Genomic DNA, 18,033 nt, shown 5'->3' on the forward strand with positions numbered 1-18,033 from the left:
ACCAACAGGCCGCTCGCGAGCGCGCTTCCAAATCGCGCCGTAGCGAGCGGGCGGCCGGCCCGTTACCCCATCTACAAGTTGGCGTCTAGCGCACGTTGGCGAGCCGCATGTCGAGATAGCCGGTCACCGTCTCCATCAACGGCTCGAGCTTGCCGTCGAAGAAGTGGTTGGCGCCGGGGATGACCTGCTGGTCGATCACGATGCCCTTCTGCGTCTTCAGCTTCTCGACCAGCGTGTTGACGTCCTTGGGCGGAGCCACGGCATCCTTGTCGCCGTGCACGATCAGGCCCGACGACGGGCAGGGCGCGAGGAACGAGAAGTCGTAGAGATTGGCGGGCGGTGCGATCGAGATGAATCCCTCGACCTCAGGCCGGCGCATCAGAAGCTGCATGCCGATCCATGCGCCGAACGAGAAGCCGGCAACCCAGCAGGCGCGCGCTTCCGGATTGATCGCCTGCGCCCAGTCGAGCGCGCTCGCGGCGTCAGACAATTCGCCGGTGCCGTGATCGAACGAGCCCTGGCTGCGGCCGACACCACGGAAATTGAAGCGCAGCACCGAGAAGCCGCGATGCGCGAACGCGTAGTAGCACTGATAGACGATCTGGTGGTTCATCGTGCCGTGGAACTGCGGATGCGGATGCAGGATCATCGCAATCGGCGCGTTCTTTTGCTTGGCCGGATGATAGCGGCCCTCGAGACGGCCGGCAGGGCCGGTGAAAATGACTTCAGGCATTGCGTTCCCTCGATTGACGTCGATCAATCAATCGGTTGGAGCCATCTTCAGCGACGGTGCGCGAACAAAGCGGCTCATGATGAAAGCGGCGCAGGCACCGCCGGGCGGCACGCTGGAAGGCCTTCTAGCATGACGCAAGGGGCAAAAATCAAGGAAATTGTGCAGCTTGGCGGGGGCGAATATGCGCTGTGTGATGCGCGCGCAGGGAGCTGTGACTGTCTTGCTTGGCAACAAGACGAGGCTCCGAGCGAGCGTGAAAAATCTCGCCTGCCGGTGACTCCGATCTGGTCTCGGTGTCCGACTGTCGTTATGTCGCAGTGGATGGCCGCAACCATGGTGGTTGCGGCGGACAGATTGCATGGCCGAGCGCGTCTATCTCGACTGGAACGCCACCACGCCGCTTCGCGCCGAAGCGAAAGCGGCGATGGCTGCGGCGTGGGAATTGAGCGGCAACCCGTCCTCGGTGCACAGCGAGGGCAGGCGGGCGCGACGGCTGGTCGAGGATGCCCGCGACGCGGTGGCGAAGGCGGTTGGCGGCCGCGCGCAGGACGTCGTCTTTCTCTCCGGCGGGACCGAGGCCAATGCGCTGGCGCTAACGCCGGGATTGCGCCGCGCTGCGAGCGCGCCGGTGCGGCGCCTGTTGGTGTCGGCGATCGAGCATGCGTCCGTGCTCGCGGGCGGACGGTTTTCAGCGGATGCGATCTCGGCAATCAATGTCACGCGCGCCGGGGTGATTGATCTCGATCATCTGCGCGCGCTGCTGGTGGAGGGGCCGCCTGCGCTGGTCTCGGTGATGCTGGCGAACAACGAGACGGGTGCTATCCAGCCGGTCGCTGACGCCGCCGGGCTCGTCCATGCGGCCGGCGGGCTGTTGCATGTCGACGCGATCCAGGCGTTCGGCAAGATCCCGTTCGATCTGGCCTCGACGCAGGCCGACCTCATGACGCTGTCGGCGCACAAGATCGGCGGACCGAAGGGCACCGGCGCGCTGGTGCTCGCCGCTGATGTCGAAGGGCTGGAGGCGTTTCTGCGCGGCGGCGGACAGGAGCTCGGGCGGCGGGCAGGGACCGAGAACGTCGCGGGGATCGCAGGCTTTGGTGCGGCGACAAAGGCCGCGATGGCGGCGCTGAAGGCCGACGCCGCCCGCGTCAGAGGGCTGCGCGACCGACTCGAGCACGGTCTGCGGCAGACGCCGGGCTTGCTGGTCTTCTCCGACGACGTGAAGCGGTTGCCGAATACCGTTCTCTTCACAGCGCCAGGGATGAAGGCCGAGACGGCGGTGATCGGGTTCGACCTGGAGGGCGTAGCGGTGTCCTCCGGCTCTGCCTGCTCGTCGGGCAAGGTCCAGCCGTCGCACGTTCTGGAGGCAATGGGATACCGTTATGAGGTCTCCCAGGGAGCGGTGCGGCTCAGTCTTGGCTGGTCTACCACGGAGACAGACGTGGATTTGGCCCTCAAGGCTTGGCGAAAGCTCGCCGATACCTTACTTAAGGGAGAGCGACGAAACACAGCTTGAACAGTTCTAAGCGGGTGATTTCGTCTTCAAAGCATCGTAAGAGACTTCGGAACTTGAGATCCACCGCGGTCCTTGAAACCGCGAGCGGAGGATTGAATGCCTGCTGTACAAGAGACGGTCGAGCGCGTCCGGCGCATCGACGTCGACCAGTATCGTTATGGATTTGAGACGCTGATCGAGTCCGACAAGGCCCCGAAGGGGCTGTCGGAAGACACCGTCCGCTTCATCTCCGCAAAGAAGAATGAGCCGGCCTGGATGCTGGAATGGCGCCTGGAGGCGTATCGCCGCTGGCTGACCATGACCGAGCCGACCTGGGCGCGCGTCAACTATCCGAAGATCGACTATCAGGACATCTACTACTACGCGGCGCCGAAGCCGAAGAAGACGCTGTCCTCGATCGACGAGATCGATCCGGAAATCCTCAAGACCTACGAGAAGCTCGGCATTCCCTTGCGGGAAGTCGCGATCCTCGAAGGCGTCGAGCCGCCGCCCGGCGGCCCGCCGTCGCCCAGCCGCAAGATCGCGGTCGATGCCGTGTTCGATTCGGTGTCGGTGGCGACCACCTTCCAGAAGGAGCTGAAGGCGGCCGGCGTGATCTTCATGCCGATCTCGGAGGCGATCCGCGAGCATCCCGAGCTGGTGCAGAAATATCTCGGCACCGTGGTGCCGACCACGGACAATTATTTCGCGACGCTGAACTCGGCGGTGTTCTCCGACGGCTCGTTCGTCTACGTGCCGCCGGGCGTGCGCTGCCCGATGGAGCTGTCGACCTATTTCCGCATCAACGAGCGCAACACCGGCCAGTTCGAGCGCACGCTGATCATCGCCGACAAGGGCTCCTACGTCTCCTATCTCGAAGGCTGCACCGCGCCGCAGCGCGATGAGAACCAGTTGCACGCCGCGGTGGTCGAGCTCATCACGCTCGACGATGCCGAGATCAAGTATTCGACGGTGCAGAACTGGTACCCCGGCAATTCCGAGGGCAAGGGCGGCATCTACAATTTCGTCACCAAGCGTGGCGACTGCCGTGGCCGGAATTCCAAGATCTCCTGGACCCAGGTCGAGACCGGTTCGGCGATCACCTGGAAATATCCGAGCTGCATCCTGCGCGGCGACAATTCGAGCGGCGAGTTCTACTCGATCGCGATCTCGAACGGTTTCCAGCAGGTCGATAGCGGCACCAAGATGATCCACCTCGGCAAGAACACGTCGAGCCGGATCATCTCCAAGGGCATCGCCGCCGGCAAGTCGCAGAACACCTATCGCGGCCTCGTCAGTGCGCATCGTAAAGCCACCGGCGCGCGCAACTACACCGCCTGCGATTCGCTCCTGATCGGCGACAAATGCGGCGCGCACACCGTGCCCTATGTCGAGGCCAAGAACTCCTCGGCAACGTTCGAGCATGAAGCGACGACGTCGAAGATCTCCGAGGACGTGCTGTTCTACTGCGTCCAGCGCGGGCTCTCGCAGGAAGAAGCCGTCGGCCTCGTCGTCAACGGCTTCGTGAAGGACGTGCTGCAGCAACTGCCGATGGAATTCGCGGTGGAAGCGCAGAAGCTGATCTCGATCAGCCTTGAAGGTTCGGTTGGCTAATCCATCCCGCTGAAGGCGCGGCCGACGCGCGGTTTTCGGATGATGCTCAGGAAAAATCAGAATGTCTCTGCTGGAAGTGAAAGATCTGCAGGTTCGTGTCGAGGAGCGCGAGATCCTCCATGGGCTGTCGCTCACGGTGAATCCGGGCGAGGTGCACGCGATCATGGGGCCGAACGGCTCCGGCAAGTCGACGCTGTCCCACGTCATCGCCGGCAAGCCCGGCTATGAAGTCACCGGCGGGCAAATCCTGTTCAGGGGCGAGGACCTGCTGGAGATGGCGCCCAACGAGCGCGCCGCCAAGGGCGTGTTCCTGGCGTTCCAGTATCCGGTGGAGATCCCCGGCGTCACCACCTGGAATTTCCTGCATGCGGCGCTCAACGCGCAGCGCAAGGCGCGCGGCGAGGACGAGATTTCGTCGCCTGCGTTCCTGAAGAAGGTCCGCGAGGTGGCGAAGCAGCTCAACATCCCGCAGGACATGCTGAAGCGCGGCGTCAATGTCGGCTTCTCCGGCGGTGAGAAGAAGCGCAACGAGATTTTGCAGATGGCGCTGTTCGAGCCGGCCGTCTGCATCCTCGACGAAATGGATTCCGGCCTCGACATCGACGCGTTGCGGATTGCCGCCGACGGCGTCAACGCGCTGCGCTCGCCGGAGCGCGCGATGGTCGTGATCACCCACTATCAGCGGCTGCTCAACTATATCGTGCCCGATGTCGTGCACGTGATGTCGAAGGGCCGGGTGGTGAAGAGCGGCGGCAAGGAACTGGCGCTGGAGCTGGAAGAGTCCGGTTACGCGCAGTTCGAAGACGCTGCCTGATCAGGTTACGGGTTTTCATATGAACGTTGTAGCAAAGACCGAGACCGGACGCGCGCTGGGCGATGCATTCGCCGTGGTGCGCGATCGTCTACCGGGCAAGGGCATGATCGCCGATCAGCGCCGCCAGGCATTCGAGGTTTATGAACGATCAGGCCTGCCGCATCGCCGGATCGAGGACTGGAAATACACCGACCTGCGCGCCCTGATGCGGGAGGTGCTGCCGCTCGCACCGACGCCGGATGCAGCCGGGCTGGATCGCGCGGCTGCTGCCGTCAAGCTGCAGGCGATCGACGGTGTGCGCCGCCTGGTGCTGGTCGATGGCACCTTCGCGCCTGATCTGTCCGATCTCGGCGGTATCGAGAAGGGGCTCAGCATCCGCGCGCTGCGCGAAGTGCTCGAGGCCAGCGATGGCGGGCTCTCCGCCCAGGCCTTTGCCTCCGACAACTCCAATCCGATGATCGCGCTGAACGGCGCGATGGCGACCGATGGCGTCGTCATCGACGTCGCCAATGGCACCGTGCTGTCGCAACCGCTGCACATCGTCCACGTCGCATCAGGCGCGACGCCGGCTTCGATGTTCACGCGGTCGCTGCTCCGGCTCGGCCGCGATACCGGCGTGACGCTGGTGGAGAGCTATCTCGCGGGCGAAGGCGCCAAGGCCTACCAGACCCATGACGGGCTGATCGTTGCGATCGGCGACAATGCGCGGCTCGATCACATCAGGCTGGTCGAGGACTCCATCGACGCGTTCAACATTTCCTCCGCGACGGTTACGCTCGGCGCGCACGCCCATTTCAACACGTTCGGCCTGACTTCGGGCGGTCATGTCAGCCGCTACCAGCTGACGATCACCTGTGCCGGTGAGGGCTCCAACGTCGAGACCAACGGCGTCAATCTGATCAACGGCAAGCAGCACGCTGACACCACGCTGTTCATGGATCACGCGGTGCCGCATTGCGCCAGCCGCGAGATCTTCCGCGCCGTCGTCGACGACCGCGCCCATTCCGTGTTCCAGGGTCGCATCATCGTCCGTCCGGACGCCCAGAAGACCGACGCCAAGATGATGACCCGCGCGCTGTTGCTGTCCGACGACGCGGAAGCCGACAACAAGCCCGAGCTCGAGATCTTCGCCGACGACGTCACCTGCGGTCATGGTGCGACCACCGGCGCGCTGGACGAGAACCTGCTGTTCTACATGCGCGCCCGCGGACTGCCCGAGAAGGAGGCGCAGGCGCTTCTGATCCAGGCCTTCGTCGGCGAGGCGATCGAGACGATCGCCAGCGACGCCTTGCGCGAGGTCGCAATTGCCACCGCGCAGCGCTGGCTTCAGGCGAGGGCGTGAGCATGCACAAGGCGGTCGCCAACGGCTCTTACGACGTCGCGCTGGTGCGGCGGGATTTCCCGGCGCTCGCCATGCAGATCTACGGCAAGCCGCTGGTCTATCTCGACAACGCGGCCTCGGCGCAGAAGCCGAACGCGGTGCTCGACCGCATGACGGAGGCGTACAAGAGCGAATACGCCAACGTGCATCGCGGCCTGCATTACCTCGCCAATGCCGCGACGGAAGCCTATGAGGGCGCCCGCGACAAGGTCGCGAAGTTCATCAACGCCCGCCGCAATGAAGAGATCGTCTTCACCCGCAACGTCACCGAGGCGATCAATCTGGTGGCGTCGTCCTGGGGCGGTGTGAACATCAAGGAGGGCGACGAGATCGTCCTCTCGATCATGGAGCACCACTCCAACATCGTGCCGTGGCACTTCCTCAGGGAGCGCCATGGCGCCGTGATCAAGTGGGCGCCGGTCGACGACGAAGGCAATTTCCTGATCGAGGAGTTCGAGAAGCTCCTGACGCCGCGCACCAAGATCGTCGCGATCACCCAGATGTCGAACGCACTCGGCACGCTGGTTCCGGTCAAGGAGGTGGTCCGGCTCGCCCATGCCCGCGGCATTCCGGTGCTGGTCGACGGCGCGCAGGGCGCGGTGCATCTGCCGGTCGACGTCCAGGACCTCGATTGCGATTTCTATGCCTTCACCGGCCACAAGGTGTACGGGCCGACCGGCATCGGCGCGCTCTACGCCAAGCACGAGCATCTGGTGGCGATGCGGCCGTTCAACGGCGGCGGCGAGATGATCCGCGAGGTCGCCAAGGACTGGGTCACCTATGGCGATCCACCGCACAAGTTCGAGGCCGGGACGCCGCCGATCGTCGAGGCGATCGGGCTCGGTGCCGCGATCGACTACGTCAATTCGATCGGCAAGGAGCGTATCGCCGCGCATGAGCATGAGCTGCTCACCTATGCGCAAGAGCGCCTGCGCGAGATCAACTCGCTGCGCCTGATCGGCACCGCCCGCAACAAGGGCCCGGTGATCTCCTTCGAGATGAAGGGCGCGCATGCCCACGACGTCGCGACCGTGATCGACCGCCAGGGCATCGCGGTGCGCGCCGGCACCCATTGCGTGATGCCGCTTTTAGAGCGGTTCAACGTCACGGCCACCTGCCGGGCGTCGTTCGGGATGTATAATACCAAGGAAGAAGTCGACCATCTGGTGCAGGCGCTGATCAAGGCGCGGGAACTGTTCGCATGACCGATACAGCCGAAGTCAAGACGGCCTCCATGGAAACCACCTCGGCGCTGCCCGCGGAGGAGACCGAGCGCATGAGTGGCGAGATCGTCGCGGCGCTGAAGACGGTGTTCGACCCGGAAATCCCGGCCGACATCTACGAACTCGGCCTGATCTACAAGGTCGATCTCAAGGATGATCGCTCCGTCGATATCCTGATGACGCTGACCACGCCGAACTGTCCTGCCGCGGGCGAATTGCCGCAGATGGTCGAGAACGCGGTGGCCAGCGTTCCCGGCGTCGGCGTCGTCAACGTCAATCTGGTCTGGGATCCGGCCTGGACGCCGGACCGGATGTCGGACGAGGCACGCCTCGTCCTCAATATGTGGTGATGCGTTAGGGAACTAAATTTTGGCTCAAGAAGAACGGCAATTGATTTGCCGCTGGGACTGACCACATGAGTGACATGACGCAAGCTTCACCGACTCCAGCCAAGCCGAAGCGGCCGCGCCCGCAGGTCATGAAATTGACCGATGCCGCGGCGGAGCGGATCACCGAGCTGACCAAGCGCGCCGATTCCGAGATCGTCGGCCTGCGCGTCGGCATCAAGAACGGCGGCTGCGCCGGACAATCCTATACCGTCGAATACGCCCACGAGATTCGTCCGACCGACGAAGTGGTCGAGGACAAGGGCGTCAAGATCCTGGTCGATCCGAAGGCCGTGCTGTTCCTGCTCGGCACCGAGATGGATTACAAGGCCGACAAGATGCAGGCCCAGTTCGTGTTCAACAACCCGAACCAGGTCTCTGCCTGCGGTTGCGGCGAATCGGTGCAGCTCAAGCCGGCCACCGTCTGATTCTCTTGTGTCCCGGACGCGCTGCGGCGTGTAGCGCCGCATCGCAGAGCCGGGACCCATCCCTCAGTTGCGCAAAGGCCGATGGGCCCCGGCTCTGCAGCGCATCGTTCCACGCTGCGCTGCGTCCGGGGCACGAGGCAGGCACATGGACCGTGAATTCCTGAGCGACCTGTTCGCCGATTTCGGCCCGGTCACGCTGCGCCGGATGTTCTCCGGCTACGGCATCTCCGCTGACGGCACCAATTTCGCGCTCGCGCTGCGTGCCGGGCTCTACTTCCGTGCCGACGAAGAAACCATCCCGCAATTCGAGGCTGAAGGCTGCGGGCCGTTCCAGTACCAGACGCGGTCGAAGACGGTCACGGTGAATTCGTACTGGCAGCTGCCGGCGCGGTTGTTCGACGATTCCGAGGAGCTCGCGGTCTGGGCACGCTCGGCGCTCGGCGCCGCCCAGCGCGCAGCGCTGCGCAAGCGGCCGAGAACGCGAAAGTCGAAAGCACCCGAGAAGAGGACGGCCGCAAAAAAGCCTGCGAGTAAGAAGGCATCGGTGAAGAAGCCTGCCGCGAAACGGGCGCCAGCCCGAAAGAAGCGCGCGCCAAAGAAGCGGTCATTCTGACAGCTTGGCGCAAAATGGACCAATGAGATCCACGCTCACTTGACTGGTCATGCCCGGCCTTGTGCCGGGTATCCACGTCTTTGTTTCAATCGGCGACGAAAGACGTGGATGGCCGGGACAAGCCCGGCCATGACGGAGGAGACGACCAGATCACGCCACCCGGGTCTGGGTTTCGGCGCTGTATTCCGGATCGGTCTCGCAGATCACCCGGTTGCGGCCGGCGCGCTTGGCGGCATAGAGGCAGGCGTCGGCGCGCTCGATCAGCGAATCCGTGTCGTCGCCCTGTTTCAGCATGGAGACGCCGACCGAGATCGTGACGCGCCCGAGGATCTCGCCGGTCGACTTCTTCTTCAGTTCCTTGGCCATCACGGCGCGGCGGATGTGGTCGGCGACCGTCAGCGCCTGGCGCAGTGCGGTGTTGGGCAGCACGACAGCGAATTCCTCGCCGCCATAGCGGGCAGTGATGTCCTGGCCCTTGATGGTCTGCTTCAGCGACTGCGCCACCAGCCGCAGCACCTGGTCGCCGGTGAGGTGGCCGTAGGAGTCGTTGAACGACTTGAAGTGATCGATGTCGAACATCAGGAGCGACAGCGGTTCGCTGCTGGCGAGCGCAGTCTGCACCGCCATGTCGATCGAGCGGTCGAAATCTTTGCGGTTGCCGAGGCCGGTCAGCGGATCGGTCAGGCTCTCGGCGCGGATCGCCTCGAGGCTGTGCTGCAGGTCGCTGATCTCGGACTTCGACAGCGCGAGTCGGTTCTCCAGCGCCTGGTTGGTCTCGCGCATCTCGCGGGTCGATTTCGCCAGACTGTCGACGATTGCCTTGATGTGATCGCGGGTGGTCGCGGTCGCAAGCTTGCTGGTGGCGCCGACCAGGCTCGCATCATATGTGGCCGACACACCAAGCGCATCGGTGATCAGCTTCATGACGGCGTCGATCTCGCCGATGACGCGCGCACCGACCTGGTCGATGCGGTCCGACGTCTTGATGTGCGAGAGATAGGTTTCGTAGATCTGCTCGAGGTCGGATTCGCTGAGCTTGCCGCTGCGCGCCAGCGTCTCGTTGATGACCTTGTTGAGCGGAGCGTTGTAGCCGGTCGCGTAGACGTACCAGATTTCGTAGTTGCGGGGCACGGCGGTCTGGCGAAGCGAGCGGATCTGGCCAAGCGCGACTTCGGCAAAGGCCAATGTACGTTCTTGTTCGTCCAGCAGCTTAACCACTGTTACGTCCCCAATGCGCGCAATGCCGGTTATGCCCGGCGGCAATGACTAAACTATTGGCGGGAAGGTACGGGACGAGAGTGAAGGCAAGGTAAATAGTGGAACCACGGGGATTTGGCCGCGACGATCGTCGTACGAGCTCGATTCCGCCGAGGATCGCGCGCCGCTTTCGGAAGCTTTTCGCTTGCTCGCAATTCCGGTGCGAAAGCCGTGCGAATTTGCTTCAAACCCGAAGCAATCACTCGCGCCTCGGTCGTCGGCGACGACTGAGATTCCCCGGACGACCGCCGCGGACGCGGCGGCGCCGGAGCCAACATTAGGCGCGTGCGCGCACAGGTCGCAGCAGGAAGGCGGGCAGGTGCGAATGATCGCCGGGCTCGTGGTCCGCCTCGCGCTGCGGCCGGCGTGGCTCGGCACGCCCGATCGACGGCACGTGCGACGGGGCCTGCGGGCCAGCGTTGCGGCCGTGGCGCGGCTCGCGCTCCGGCTTCGCCGCACGCTCCTGCCGGGGCTCCCGGTCCTGACGCGGCTCGCGTTCACCGTGAGCCGCTTCGCGTTCACTTTGGCGCGCTTCGCGCTCACCGTGGCGCGGCTCGCGCTCACGGCGCGGCTTGCGGCTGCCACGGGCGCCATCGCGCGAACCTTCGCGGCTGCGCGAGCGGCGCGGCGCGTCGTCGTCGGAGGCTTCGCTGCGAACGGTGTAGTCGCCCTCGGCGCGCGGGATCGGCTGGCCGATCAGCTTCTCGATCGCGGTCATCGACTTGCTGTCGAGCGAGGTGACGATCGAGATCGCGGTACCGGTGCGTCCGGCGCGGCCGGTACGGCCAATGCGGTGGACGTAGTCATCGGGGTGGTGCGGCACGTCGAAATTGAAGACGTGGCTGACGGCGGGTATGTCGAGGCCGCGGGCGGCGACGTCGGAGGCGACGAGCAGCGGAATCTCGCCCTTGCGGAATTGATCGAGAGCTGCGGTGCGGGCGGACTGATCCATGTCGCCGTGCAGGGCGCCGACACTGAAGCCGTGCTTCTGCAGCGATTTGTGCAGGACTGCGACTTCGCGTTTGCGATTGCAGAAAATAATCGCGTTGTTGAGATCCTTGGCGTCGCGCAGCAGGCGCCGGAGGATATCGCGCTTCTCGTGCGCTTCGCGACCGGCCGGGACCTGCAACTGCGTCACCGTGACGGCGGTGGTCGCGGGCTTCGAGACTTCGATCCGTGCCGGATTATGCAGGAAGGCCTCGGTGATGCGGCTGATCTCCGGAGGCATCGTCGCGGTGAAAAACAGCGTCTGCCGCGTGAACGGGACGAGCTTGCAGATGCGTTCGATGTCGGGGATGAAGCCCATGTCGAGCATGCGATCGGCTTCGTCGATCACCAAGAGCTCGACGCCGGTGAGCAGCAACCCGCCGCGTTCGGTGTGGTCGAGCAGGCGGCCGGGCGTTGCGATCAGGACGTCGACGCCACGCGTCAGCTTGGTGTCCTGGTCGCCGAACGAGACGCCGCCGATCAGCAGCGCCACGTTCAATTTCTGACCGGCGCCGTATTTGTCGAACTGCTCCTTCACCTGCGCGGCAAGTTCGCGAGTCGGCTCGAGGATCAGGGTGCGCGGCATCCGTGCCCGGGCGCGGCCCTTCTCTAGGATGGTGAGCATCGGGAGAACGAAGGCAGCGGTCTTGCCGGTGCCGGTCTGGGCAATTCCGAGCACGTCGCGCCGGGCGAGGACGTGCGGGATTGCCTGTTCCTGGATGGGAGTGGGGGTGGTGTAACCGGTGGCCGCAACTGCGGCGAGGACCTTATCGGACAGGCCTAGATTGGAAAAAGACATTGAGCCTCTGGTCGAAACCGCCGTTCGGCATCGCAGGTAAAAGGCTGTCGCGTTCGGCCCCGAAACGGCTCGCTTTTCTATAAAGCTCGGGGGCTCTGACTAACGCTGACGGACGGCAAACCTGACGAATCGCGTTTCGATCCGAGGGCCGCGTTGCCCGCAACATAGGGGCGAAACCGGTAAAGTCAATCTTTGAACCGGCCAATGGCCGAAAAAGCTTAATGTTTTCGCAGAAATAAGCGTCGTTTCCGTCATTTTGCAGTCAAATGAATCACCACCCCCAGATCCGGCGGCCGGGCCTCGGCAGGGGCGTACGCGCTACTTTTCGGCCTGGATTCGCCTGATGTCAGGCCTCCGGATGCGCCGGCCCCGCCACGGGCCGGGACGCCCTACCACGCATAACGGACCGCGCCCTTGCCGGCGTAGGAGCGGGTCACGCTGGAGAATTCGCCCTCGAAGCTTGCGAGCGCCGACCAGCCATTTGCCCATTTCAGCTCGGCGGAGGCGGTGGTGAGGGCAGAGTCGGAAGCCTGCGCCGCGCCGTTCACGACGAAGCTCGCGCCGGGCAGGGTCTGGAATGTCGCGGCGATGCTGCGGTCGGGGTTGAAGTCATGCGCCCAGGCAGCGCGGCCACGCAGCGTCAGCACCGCGTTCGAGAGCGCAAAGGATTTGTCGGCGCGCAGGCCGAACTCGCTGCGGGTGTCGGTGACGCTCTTTTCGTTGTAGGCCAGCGCAAAGGTGTTGGCGCCGACGATGGTCTGTTCGGCGTAGCCCGGCAGCTGGAATGTCGTGAACTGGCCCGCGGCATAGGGCGTCAGGCCGATGCCTCCGATCCATGGCGCGACCAGGCGGTAGCCACCCTCGACGCGGCCCGACCAGGCGTTGGCGTTGAATTCGGCGCGCAGGCGATCGACGCTCCCGACCGTCACCGTGCGGTCGGTGGTGACGTCCTGCCAGCCATAGGCCAGTGCACCGGCGAGGTAGGCCGCGCCGACATTGTGCCGGACGAAGGCGCCGGCCTGGAACAGGTCGGAGCGGCCGCCGCCACTGTTGGCGACGCTGAAATTGGTGCCGCCGCCGGCGAGCGCAAAGCCCGCGATCGTGTTCGGCGAGAACCGATAGTCGGCGCCAATGGCGGTGCCGAACACCTGGCTGGTGGTGTTGTTCGACCCGAGCGCATTGTTGCCGTCGGTGGTCTGTGAGCCACCGTACGCCGCCGCCCACACGCTCCAGCGCGGATCGTAGCTCACGGCGATCGGCGCCTTGCGATAGACTGCGGCATAGGCGTCGCTGGTCGAGCGCCTGGCTGCGTAGGCCAGCGAATTGTCGTCGGTGTAGGACGTGGTGTCGGCCGGCATCGCCGTCGCACCGCGGCCGTCGATGAAGGGATCGAGCATCGTGCCCATGAACTGGTTCATGGCGTTGAACGTGGTCTGCTGCGAACCGGCCGCGCTCTCGCCGGAGAGCTGGGTCAGGCCCTTCAGCAGATTGTCGCCCGACAGGTTGAAGATGGCACTGAACGCGTTGGAGAGGTTGGCGCCGCCGAGCAGGCCGTTGTCGATCGCACCCGCGACGTTCCTGTGGTTGATGCCGGCGTTGGTCGGCAGGATCGGGGACAGCAGGCCGGGATCGAGCGACAGCAGCACGTCGCTGCCGACATAGCTCACCACCGGATTGCGGGCGAGGTTGTTGGCGAGCAACAAATTCGCCGAGCCGAATGTGCCGCTCAGCGTTCCCGCATTGGCGATCGTGTAGGTGACCTTCCTGGTGATCCGCTCGAGCGGATCGACGATGACATTGCCGGCAATGTTGGCGGTACCGGTGACGATCGCCTTGTCGCTGATCGTGTTGGTGACCTGCACCAGATAGGTCGCTGCCGCCGTCATGGTCAGGCTAGCCATCGTGATGGTGCCGGGCGAATTGCCGGGCGACAGCGTGCCGCCGATGATGGTATTTCCGATGGTGCCGTTGCCGGCGAGCGTGCCGGTTGGGCCGACGGTGACGCTGGCGTTCGGCAAGGCGCCGTTGAGGGTGAACACGCTGTCGACGCTGACGGCTCCCGCAAAGTTCGAGTTGCCGGTGAAGTTCCAGTTTGCGCCGGCGAGCAGTGCAAGGCTGGAGAAGCCCGAGAACTGCGCGCCGCTGCCGAGCTTCGACAGATCGAAGCTGGTCGCGGTCGTTCCACCGAACTGCAGGATGCTGGTCCCGGTGCCGATGACATTGCCGTTGAACGCGGCGCCGGACTGCATCTGCAGCACGTCATTGGTGCCGCCGAACTGGACCGCGGTGCCACCGGTGCCGGTGACGGTGCCGTTGGCGACCAGCGTGGTGGTGCCGCCCGACGTCGTGATGCCGGTGGCACCGTTGACGGAAGTCCTGGTGTTGATGAAGATGTTGCCCGGCGTCGAGCGCGACGCGGCGATGCCGATGCCACTGCTCAGCACACTGCCCAGCGAGTCGATCCTGATGTCGCCGAGGCCGTCGCGCTGGGCGAAGATGCCGTAGCTTCCGGCAGCCGTGCCGCTCGCAACCACATTGCCTTCGGCGCGCAGCGCCAGCGTTGCGGCGTTGTCGGCGCCGTTCGCGATGATGCCGCTGATGCCGATCGCCGCGGCGCTGGTCGAGGTGGCGCTCACGGTGCCCTTGGTGACGAGGTCGATGCCGCCGAGGCCCGCGGTGATGGACGAGAAGCGGCTGACGCCACGGCTCAGCGTGATGCCGGTCGCGGCGCCGTTCGAGGCCGCGGTCACGTCGCCATTGGCGCGAACGGTAAGTGTGCCGGTGTTGACGATGGTGGGCGGCAGGCTGACGGTTGAGGCAGTAATTCCGGTGGCCCTGCTGCCGGCGCCGATCGCAGTGGCCGTCACGGCGCCATCGGCGGTCAACCGGGTCGCACTCAGATTGTTTTGTGCCACGCTGACGCCAACGACTGTCGACGCGGTGTCGCTGATCGACGTTGCCGTGACGGCGCCGTGCAGATTGAAGTCGACCGGGACCACGCCGTAGGCTGCCAGGGACGCTCCGGTCACATTTGCGACCGCACCGGACGGCGTCATGCCGGTGATCGTAATCGATCCGTTGACGTTCAGTGCCGCCGAGCCGTTGCTGGATGTACTTCCCAATCCGGCGGAAAGGCCGGCGACGGTGCCACCGGCCGAAGGAGAGGTGGAAGTCCTGGTGTCGAAGGTTCCGGAAATGTCGCCATTGAAGGTCGCGGTGTTGGCGCCGGCGCCGGAAAAGCCGACGGACGCCAGGGCGCCGTAGTAGGCCTGGTCGGGGCCGTTTCCCTTGGCAATATTGCCGTCCACGACGAGGCTGCTGTTAGCGCCGCCGCCGCCGGACACGGTAAGCGTCCCGCCCGTGATGCCGCGCGTCCGGACCGTCATGGTGCCGGAGCCGTAGTTCGTCAAACTCACGGAGCCGCTGACATCCTGATTGAGCTTCGCCGTGAACGCGCTGGTGTTGGCCGAATTGTTGGCCTGGAGGATGATGCCGCCCGCGACGCTCGCATTGGTGGTGAGGTCGACGGTACCGGTGCCGCCGTCCTGGAGATAGATGCCGCCGACGACCGCGCCGTTGGTCGTGACGGAAAGATTGCGCGCATAATAGCTGCCCTGTCCCATGCGGACGTAAATCCCGCCGCCTGTTTGGGTTGTGTCGCCGGTGACTGCGCCTGTCGCGATCGTGACGTCGGACTGGTTACCGTTGCTCAGGACGTAGATTCCGAGGCCGCCTCGGGTCACGATCTGGCTGCCAACCGTGTTGATGTTGACGCTGCCCCCCGGTCCTGCGCTCAAGACATTGATGCCGGTGCCGGCCGTGATCGTGCCGGCGGTCTGCGTAATCGAGACCGGACCGCTGGCCGAGACGTTGATTGCGTACCAGTTGGCGGTGACGTCGGCCGATCCCGTGTAGGTGATCGGGGCTTGGCTGCCGCCGAGGAGCTGGATGCCGTCGTACAGGGACGATGTGATGCCCGCGGGGTCGTTGTGATTGAACGTGATACTGCCGGAGGCGCTCACGACCACGCCGCGGGTGGTGATCCCGGCGCCGGCGTTGATGTTCACGGTGACATCACCGTTGAAACTCGTGTTGAGCCCGCCGTCCGACGGATGGGCGGCGTCGCAGAGCACGTTGCCGGTGCCGACGCCAGAGCAGTAGACCGCCGCCTCGGCCGTGGACGCCATCGCGATCAATGACGCCGATCCAAGCAGCGCGCCGCGCCACATCCCCGGCCTGCCGCCGCCGCCCGCCATAACCTTGCCCCTACACCCCATTGTAGCTGAATGTTTCTGGCGCAACGGTCGTGCGCTGTCTTCTCAGTGCGCGCATACCGTCGATCCAAAGCGCAGCTGCCGCAGAAATGAGCGCAGGTGTGGCCGTTCGGCACCATGCAGCACGGGCTGCGCCGGATCGGCGCGAGCGCAGCGCCGCCGCGCGGGTGCCGTCGTCCTAGAGCTCCGCGGCCCGGTACTCGCCCGGCGTCAGGCCCTCGGATGCGCTGAAGATCCGGTAGAACGTGGCCAGGCTGCCAAATCCGCAGGCAAGCGCGATATCGGCGATCGGCTGCGGCGGCTTTTCGCGCAGCAGCCTCCGGCTCTCGCTCAGGCGCTGCGCGGTGACGGTCTGCGAAAAGCTCGCCTCGGTCGCCTCGAACAGGACGTGCAGGTAACGAACCGAGACGCCGAGCAGGTCGGCGACCATGCCGGGCGAGAGAGCCGGCTTCGCGAGATGACGCGTGATCAGGCGTCGCGCCAGGCTAAGCCGGCCGACGCGGAGCGCCTGCTGGGCACGGCGGCTGCCTGGCCTGATCGCGCCGCGCTCGATCAGCGCGAGGTCGGCCACGATCTTAACCAGCGCAGGGATGCTCGCGGTATCACCGGCCTCGGTCGCGTCCTTGAAGTCGGCAAGGCAGGCTTCGAGCAACGGTGCCCAGCCGCGATTGCTTGCCGTCGGAGCGCTGTGATGAGCGGCCTCGAGGGCTGGCGCCTGATCCGGATGCAACTCCACGACACCGAGGACAACAATGCGCGCCGGGCTGCTGGATGACGCTTCCGGGCTCCGATCCTCGTGCTTACCGCGCATCGTGCATGACCCCTCGCTCTGCATAAGAGCGCGCGTCGCCGGTAACGAGATTTGCGGTGTCTTGTCCGGGCGAAGCGCCTGCGCGGTTCTGGCGAAATCGCCGGAAAATATCTTCTCAATGCGCGCAGGCTGTTCACGTCGGTTCGGAGAGCGTCGGATTGCGCGGCGGCGTGCCCGGTCGCCGGCACGGACATAGCCATGCTTTAGCAACCCGCCACAGCCCCAGGGCGCGTGCGCGTCCGAACCGAGGCTCAGGCAAGTCGTGCCCGGTAATCGCCCGGCGTCATCGATTCCGACGCGTTGAAGAGGCGATAGAACGTCGCAAGGCTCTCGAAGCCGCAAGCAAAAGCGACCTCGGCAATCGTCTGCCCGGGCGTCTCGCGGAGCAGCCGGCGGCTTTGCGCGAGCCGGAGCACGGTGACGGTCTCCGAGAAGCTCATCTCCGTCTCCTCGAACAGGATGTGCAGGTGACGGACCGAGATGCCGAGCAGGCCGGCAATCAGCCTTGGCGACAGCGTCGCATTCGAAAGATGCCGCCGGATCAGGCGGCGAGCCAGCGACAGATGGCCGGTTCGCAACGCCTGCTGCGCGAGCCGGCTCTTCGGCCGCATGATTCCGCGCTGGATCAGCGCGATATAGGCGAGCGCCTGCACCGTCGGAGGCGCGTCCGCCGCCGCGGCGTTGCTGCCTTCGACCAGGTCGCGAAAGCATGATTCGAGCAGCGTCCGCAGCGCGGTCTGATCCGGCACGGGCCTGGGAACGAGTTCGCTGAGCTCGGCGCCCGGTGGGATAATCCCTGCTACCGGGATCTTGATGATGCGCAGATGGAAGCCGTCGTCGTGCAGCGGGACGGTGCGATAGGGCAGGTCCGAATAGCTGGTCGCGAACATGCCGTCGCGAACCGCGAACTCATCGAGCCGTGCGCCGCCGAACCAGCCGCCACCGCCGAGCTGCTGATAGATGCACAGGCTGTCGCTCTGCGCATCGGCGATGTCAGCTGCGCGCCGTTCGACGCGGTAGGGCGAGGCGCGCAGCTCGACCAGCCCTGCATCGCCGAGCTTGCGCAGCGAGAACTCGCCGAAGAAGTCCCGACGCTGCTCGGGCTCGAGCTCCGCGGTGACGCCGAACAACCCCTTGGCGCGCACCTCGCGCCAATAGTCAAAGCGATCCCGGGGATCGACTTGCTCAGTGGACCATGTGTACACGGAAAAGCTCGTG

Annotated in this window: 14 protein-coding genes; 8 read left to right on the plus strand and 6 right to left on the minus strand. The window is 65.0% G+C overall.

Going from position 1 to position 18,033, the window contains the following annotated elements:
- Nucleotides 1-85 precede the first annotated feature (85 nt).
- The gene (locus HAP54_RS34985; protein ID WP_166294932.1) at nt 86-733 is read right to left on the minus strand and encodes an alpha/beta hydrolase; all 648 of its coding nucleotides are present in this window, start codon (nt 731-733) and stop codon (nt 86-88) included.
- A gap of 358 nt (nt 734-1,091) precedes the next feature.
- On the opposite strand from HAP54_RS34985, the gene HAP54_RS34990 reads away from it, so the two are divergent.
- The 8 genes from HAP54_RS34990 (at nt 1,092) to HAP54_RS35025 (ending at nt 8,687) form a co-directional block, all read left to right on the plus strand.
- Nucleotides 1,092-2,249: a cysteine desulfurase family protein gene (locus tag HAP54_RS34990; RefSeq protein WP_166294934.1), complete on the plus strand. Its 1,158-nt coding sequence runs from the start codon at nt 1,092-1,094 to the stop codon at nt 2,247-2,249.
- Between the two features lie 96 nt (nt 2,250-2,345).
- Complete coding sequence (gene sufB, locus HAP54_RS34995) at nt 2,346-3,842, plus strand: Fe-S cluster assembly protein SufB (protein WP_166294936.1); 1,497 nt, start codon at nt 2,346-2,348, stop codon at nt 3,840-3,842.
- A 61-nt stretch (nt 3,843-3,903) separates the two neighbouring features.
- A complete protein-coding gene (sufC, locus tag HAP54_RS35000; RefSeq protein ID WP_166294938.1) occupies nt 3,904-4,656 on the plus strand; it encodes a Fe-S cluster assembly ATPase SufC in 753 nt (250 codons plus the stop codon).
- 19 nt (nt 4,657-4,675) lie between these two features.
- Nucleotides 4,676-5,998 (plus strand): Fe-S cluster assembly protein SufD, encoded by a 1,323-nt coding sequence (sufD, locus tag HAP54_RS35005; protein WP_166294940.1) that lies wholly within the window; start codon nt 4,676-4,678, stop codon nt 5,996-5,998.
- Nucleotides 5,995-7,242, plus strand: coding sequence for a cysteine desulfurase (locus HAP54_RS35010; RefSeq protein WP_176422128.1), 1,248 nt, complete (start codon nt 5,995-5,997; stop codon nt 7,240-7,242). Before sufD ends, HAP54_RS35010 begins: the two co-directional genes overlap by 4 nt.
- A complete protein-coding gene (locus tag HAP54_RS35015) occupies nt 7,239-7,610 on the plus strand; it encodes an SUF system Fe-S cluster assembly protein (protein WP_166294943.1) in 372 nt (123 codons plus the stop codon). Before HAP54_RS35010 ends, HAP54_RS35015 begins: the two co-directional genes overlap by 4 nt.
- 74 nt (nt 7,611-7,684) lie before the next feature.
- Nucleotides 7,685-8,074, plus strand: a complete 390-nt coding sequence (locus HAP54_RS35020; protein ID WP_029083373.1) for a HesB/IscA family protein — start codon at nt 7,685-7,687, stop codon at nt 8,072-8,074.
- A gap of 145 nt (nt 8,075-8,219) precedes the next feature.
- Nucleotides 8,220-8,687: a TfoX/Sxy family protein gene (locus HAP54_RS35025; RefSeq protein ID WP_166294945.1), complete on the plus strand. Its 468-nt coding sequence runs from the start codon at nt 8,220-8,222 to the stop codon at nt 8,685-8,687.
- Between the two features lie 150 nt (nt 8,688-8,837).
- Here the strand turns inward: HAP54_RS35025 and HAP54_RS35030 are convergent, their stop codons facing one another.
- The 5 genes from HAP54_RS35030 to HAP54_RS35050 all read right to left on the minus strand — a co-directional run bounded on the left by HAP54_RS35030 (nt 8,838) and on the right by HAP54_RS35050 (nt 18,020).
- The gene (locus HAP54_RS35030; protein WP_166294947.1) at nt 8,838-9,905 is read right to left on the minus strand and encodes a GGDEF domain-containing protein; all 1,068 of its coding nucleotides are present in this window, start codon (nt 9,903-9,905) and stop codon (nt 8,838-8,840) included.
- Between the two features lie 316 nt (nt 9,906-10,221).
- Complete coding sequence (locus HAP54_RS35035) at nt 10,222-11,730, minus strand: DEAD/DEAH box helicase (RefSeq protein WP_166294949.1); 1,509 nt, start codon at nt 11,728-11,730, stop codon at nt 10,222-10,224.
- Nucleotides 11,731-12,119: 389 nt separating this feature from the next.
- Nucleotides 12,120-15,986, minus strand: coding sequence for an autotransporter outer membrane beta-barrel domain-containing protein (locus tag HAP54_RS35040; protein ID WP_166294951.1), 3,867 nt, complete (start codon nt 15,984-15,986; stop codon nt 12,120-12,122).
- 196 nt (nt 15,987-16,182) lie between these two features.
- Nucleotides 16,183-16,815 carry a helix-turn-helix transcriptional regulator gene (locus HAP54_RS35045; protein WP_312022792.1) on the minus strand — a complete coding sequence of 211 codons (633 nt, stop codon included), beginning with the start codon at nt 16,813-16,815 and terminating at the stop codon, nt 16,183-16,185.
- Between the two features lie 251 nt (nt 16,816-17,066).
- Entirely contained in the window at nt 17,067-18,020 is a 954-nt protein-coding gene (locus HAP54_RS35050; protein WP_166294955.1) for a helix-turn-helix transcriptional regulator, read from the minus strand.
- Between the last annotated feature and the right edge of the window lie 13 nt (nt 18,021-18,033).

Origin of the sequence: Bradyrhizobium sp. 2S1 (genome assembly GCF_011516625.5) — a bacterium.
GTDB classification, from domain to species: Bacteria; Pseudomonadota; Alphaproteobacteria; order Rhizobiales; family Xanthobacteraceae; genus Bradyrhizobium; species Bradyrhizobium septentrionale.

Bases quoted from the DNA above. Each gene is read 5' to 3' on its own strand.
- HAP54_RS35040 (WP_166294951.1), bottom strand. From the start codon at position 15,986: ATGGCGGGCGGCGGCGGCAGGCCGGGGATGTGGCGCGGCGCGCTGCTT.
- sufB (WP_166294936.1), top strand. From the start codon at position 2,346: ATGCCTGCTGTACAAGAGACGGTCGAGCGCGTCCGGCGCATCGACGTC.
- HAP54_RS35045 (WP_312022792.1), bottom strand. From the start codon at position 16,815: ATGCGCGGTAAGCACGAGGATCGGAGCCCGGAAGCGTCATCCAGCAGC.
- HAP54_RS34990 (WP_166294934.1), top strand. From the start codon at position 1,092: ATGGCCGAGCGCGTCTATCTCGACTGGAACGCCACCACGCCGCTTCGC.
- HAP54_RS34985 (WP_166294932.1), bottom strand. From the start codon at position 733: ATGCCTGAAGTCATTTTCACCGGCCCTGCCGGCCGTCTCGAGGGCCGC.
- HAP54_RS35025 (WP_166294945.1), top strand. From the start codon at position 8,220: ATGGACCGTGAATTCCTGAGCGACCTGTTCGCCGATTTCGGCCCGGTC.
- sufD (WP_166294940.1), top strand. From the start codon at position 4,676: ATGAACGTTGTAGCAAAGACCGAGACCGGACGCGCGCTGGGCGATGCA.
- HAP54_RS35035 (WP_166294949.1), bottom strand. From the start codon at position 11,730: ATGTCTTTTTCCAATCTAGGCCTGTCCGATAAGGTCCTCGCCGCAGTT.
- HAP54_RS35015 (WP_166294943.1), top strand. From the start codon at position 7,239: ATGACCGATACAGCCGAAGTCAAGACGGCCTCCATGGAAACCACCTCG.
- sufC (WP_166294938.1), top strand. From the start codon at position 3,904: ATGTCTCTGCTGGAAGTGAAAGATCTGCAGGTTCGTGTCGAGGAGCGC.
- HAP54_RS35020 (WP_029083373.1), top strand. From the start codon at position 7,685: ATGACGCAAGCTTCACCGACTCCAGCCAAGCCGAAGCGGCCGCGCCCG.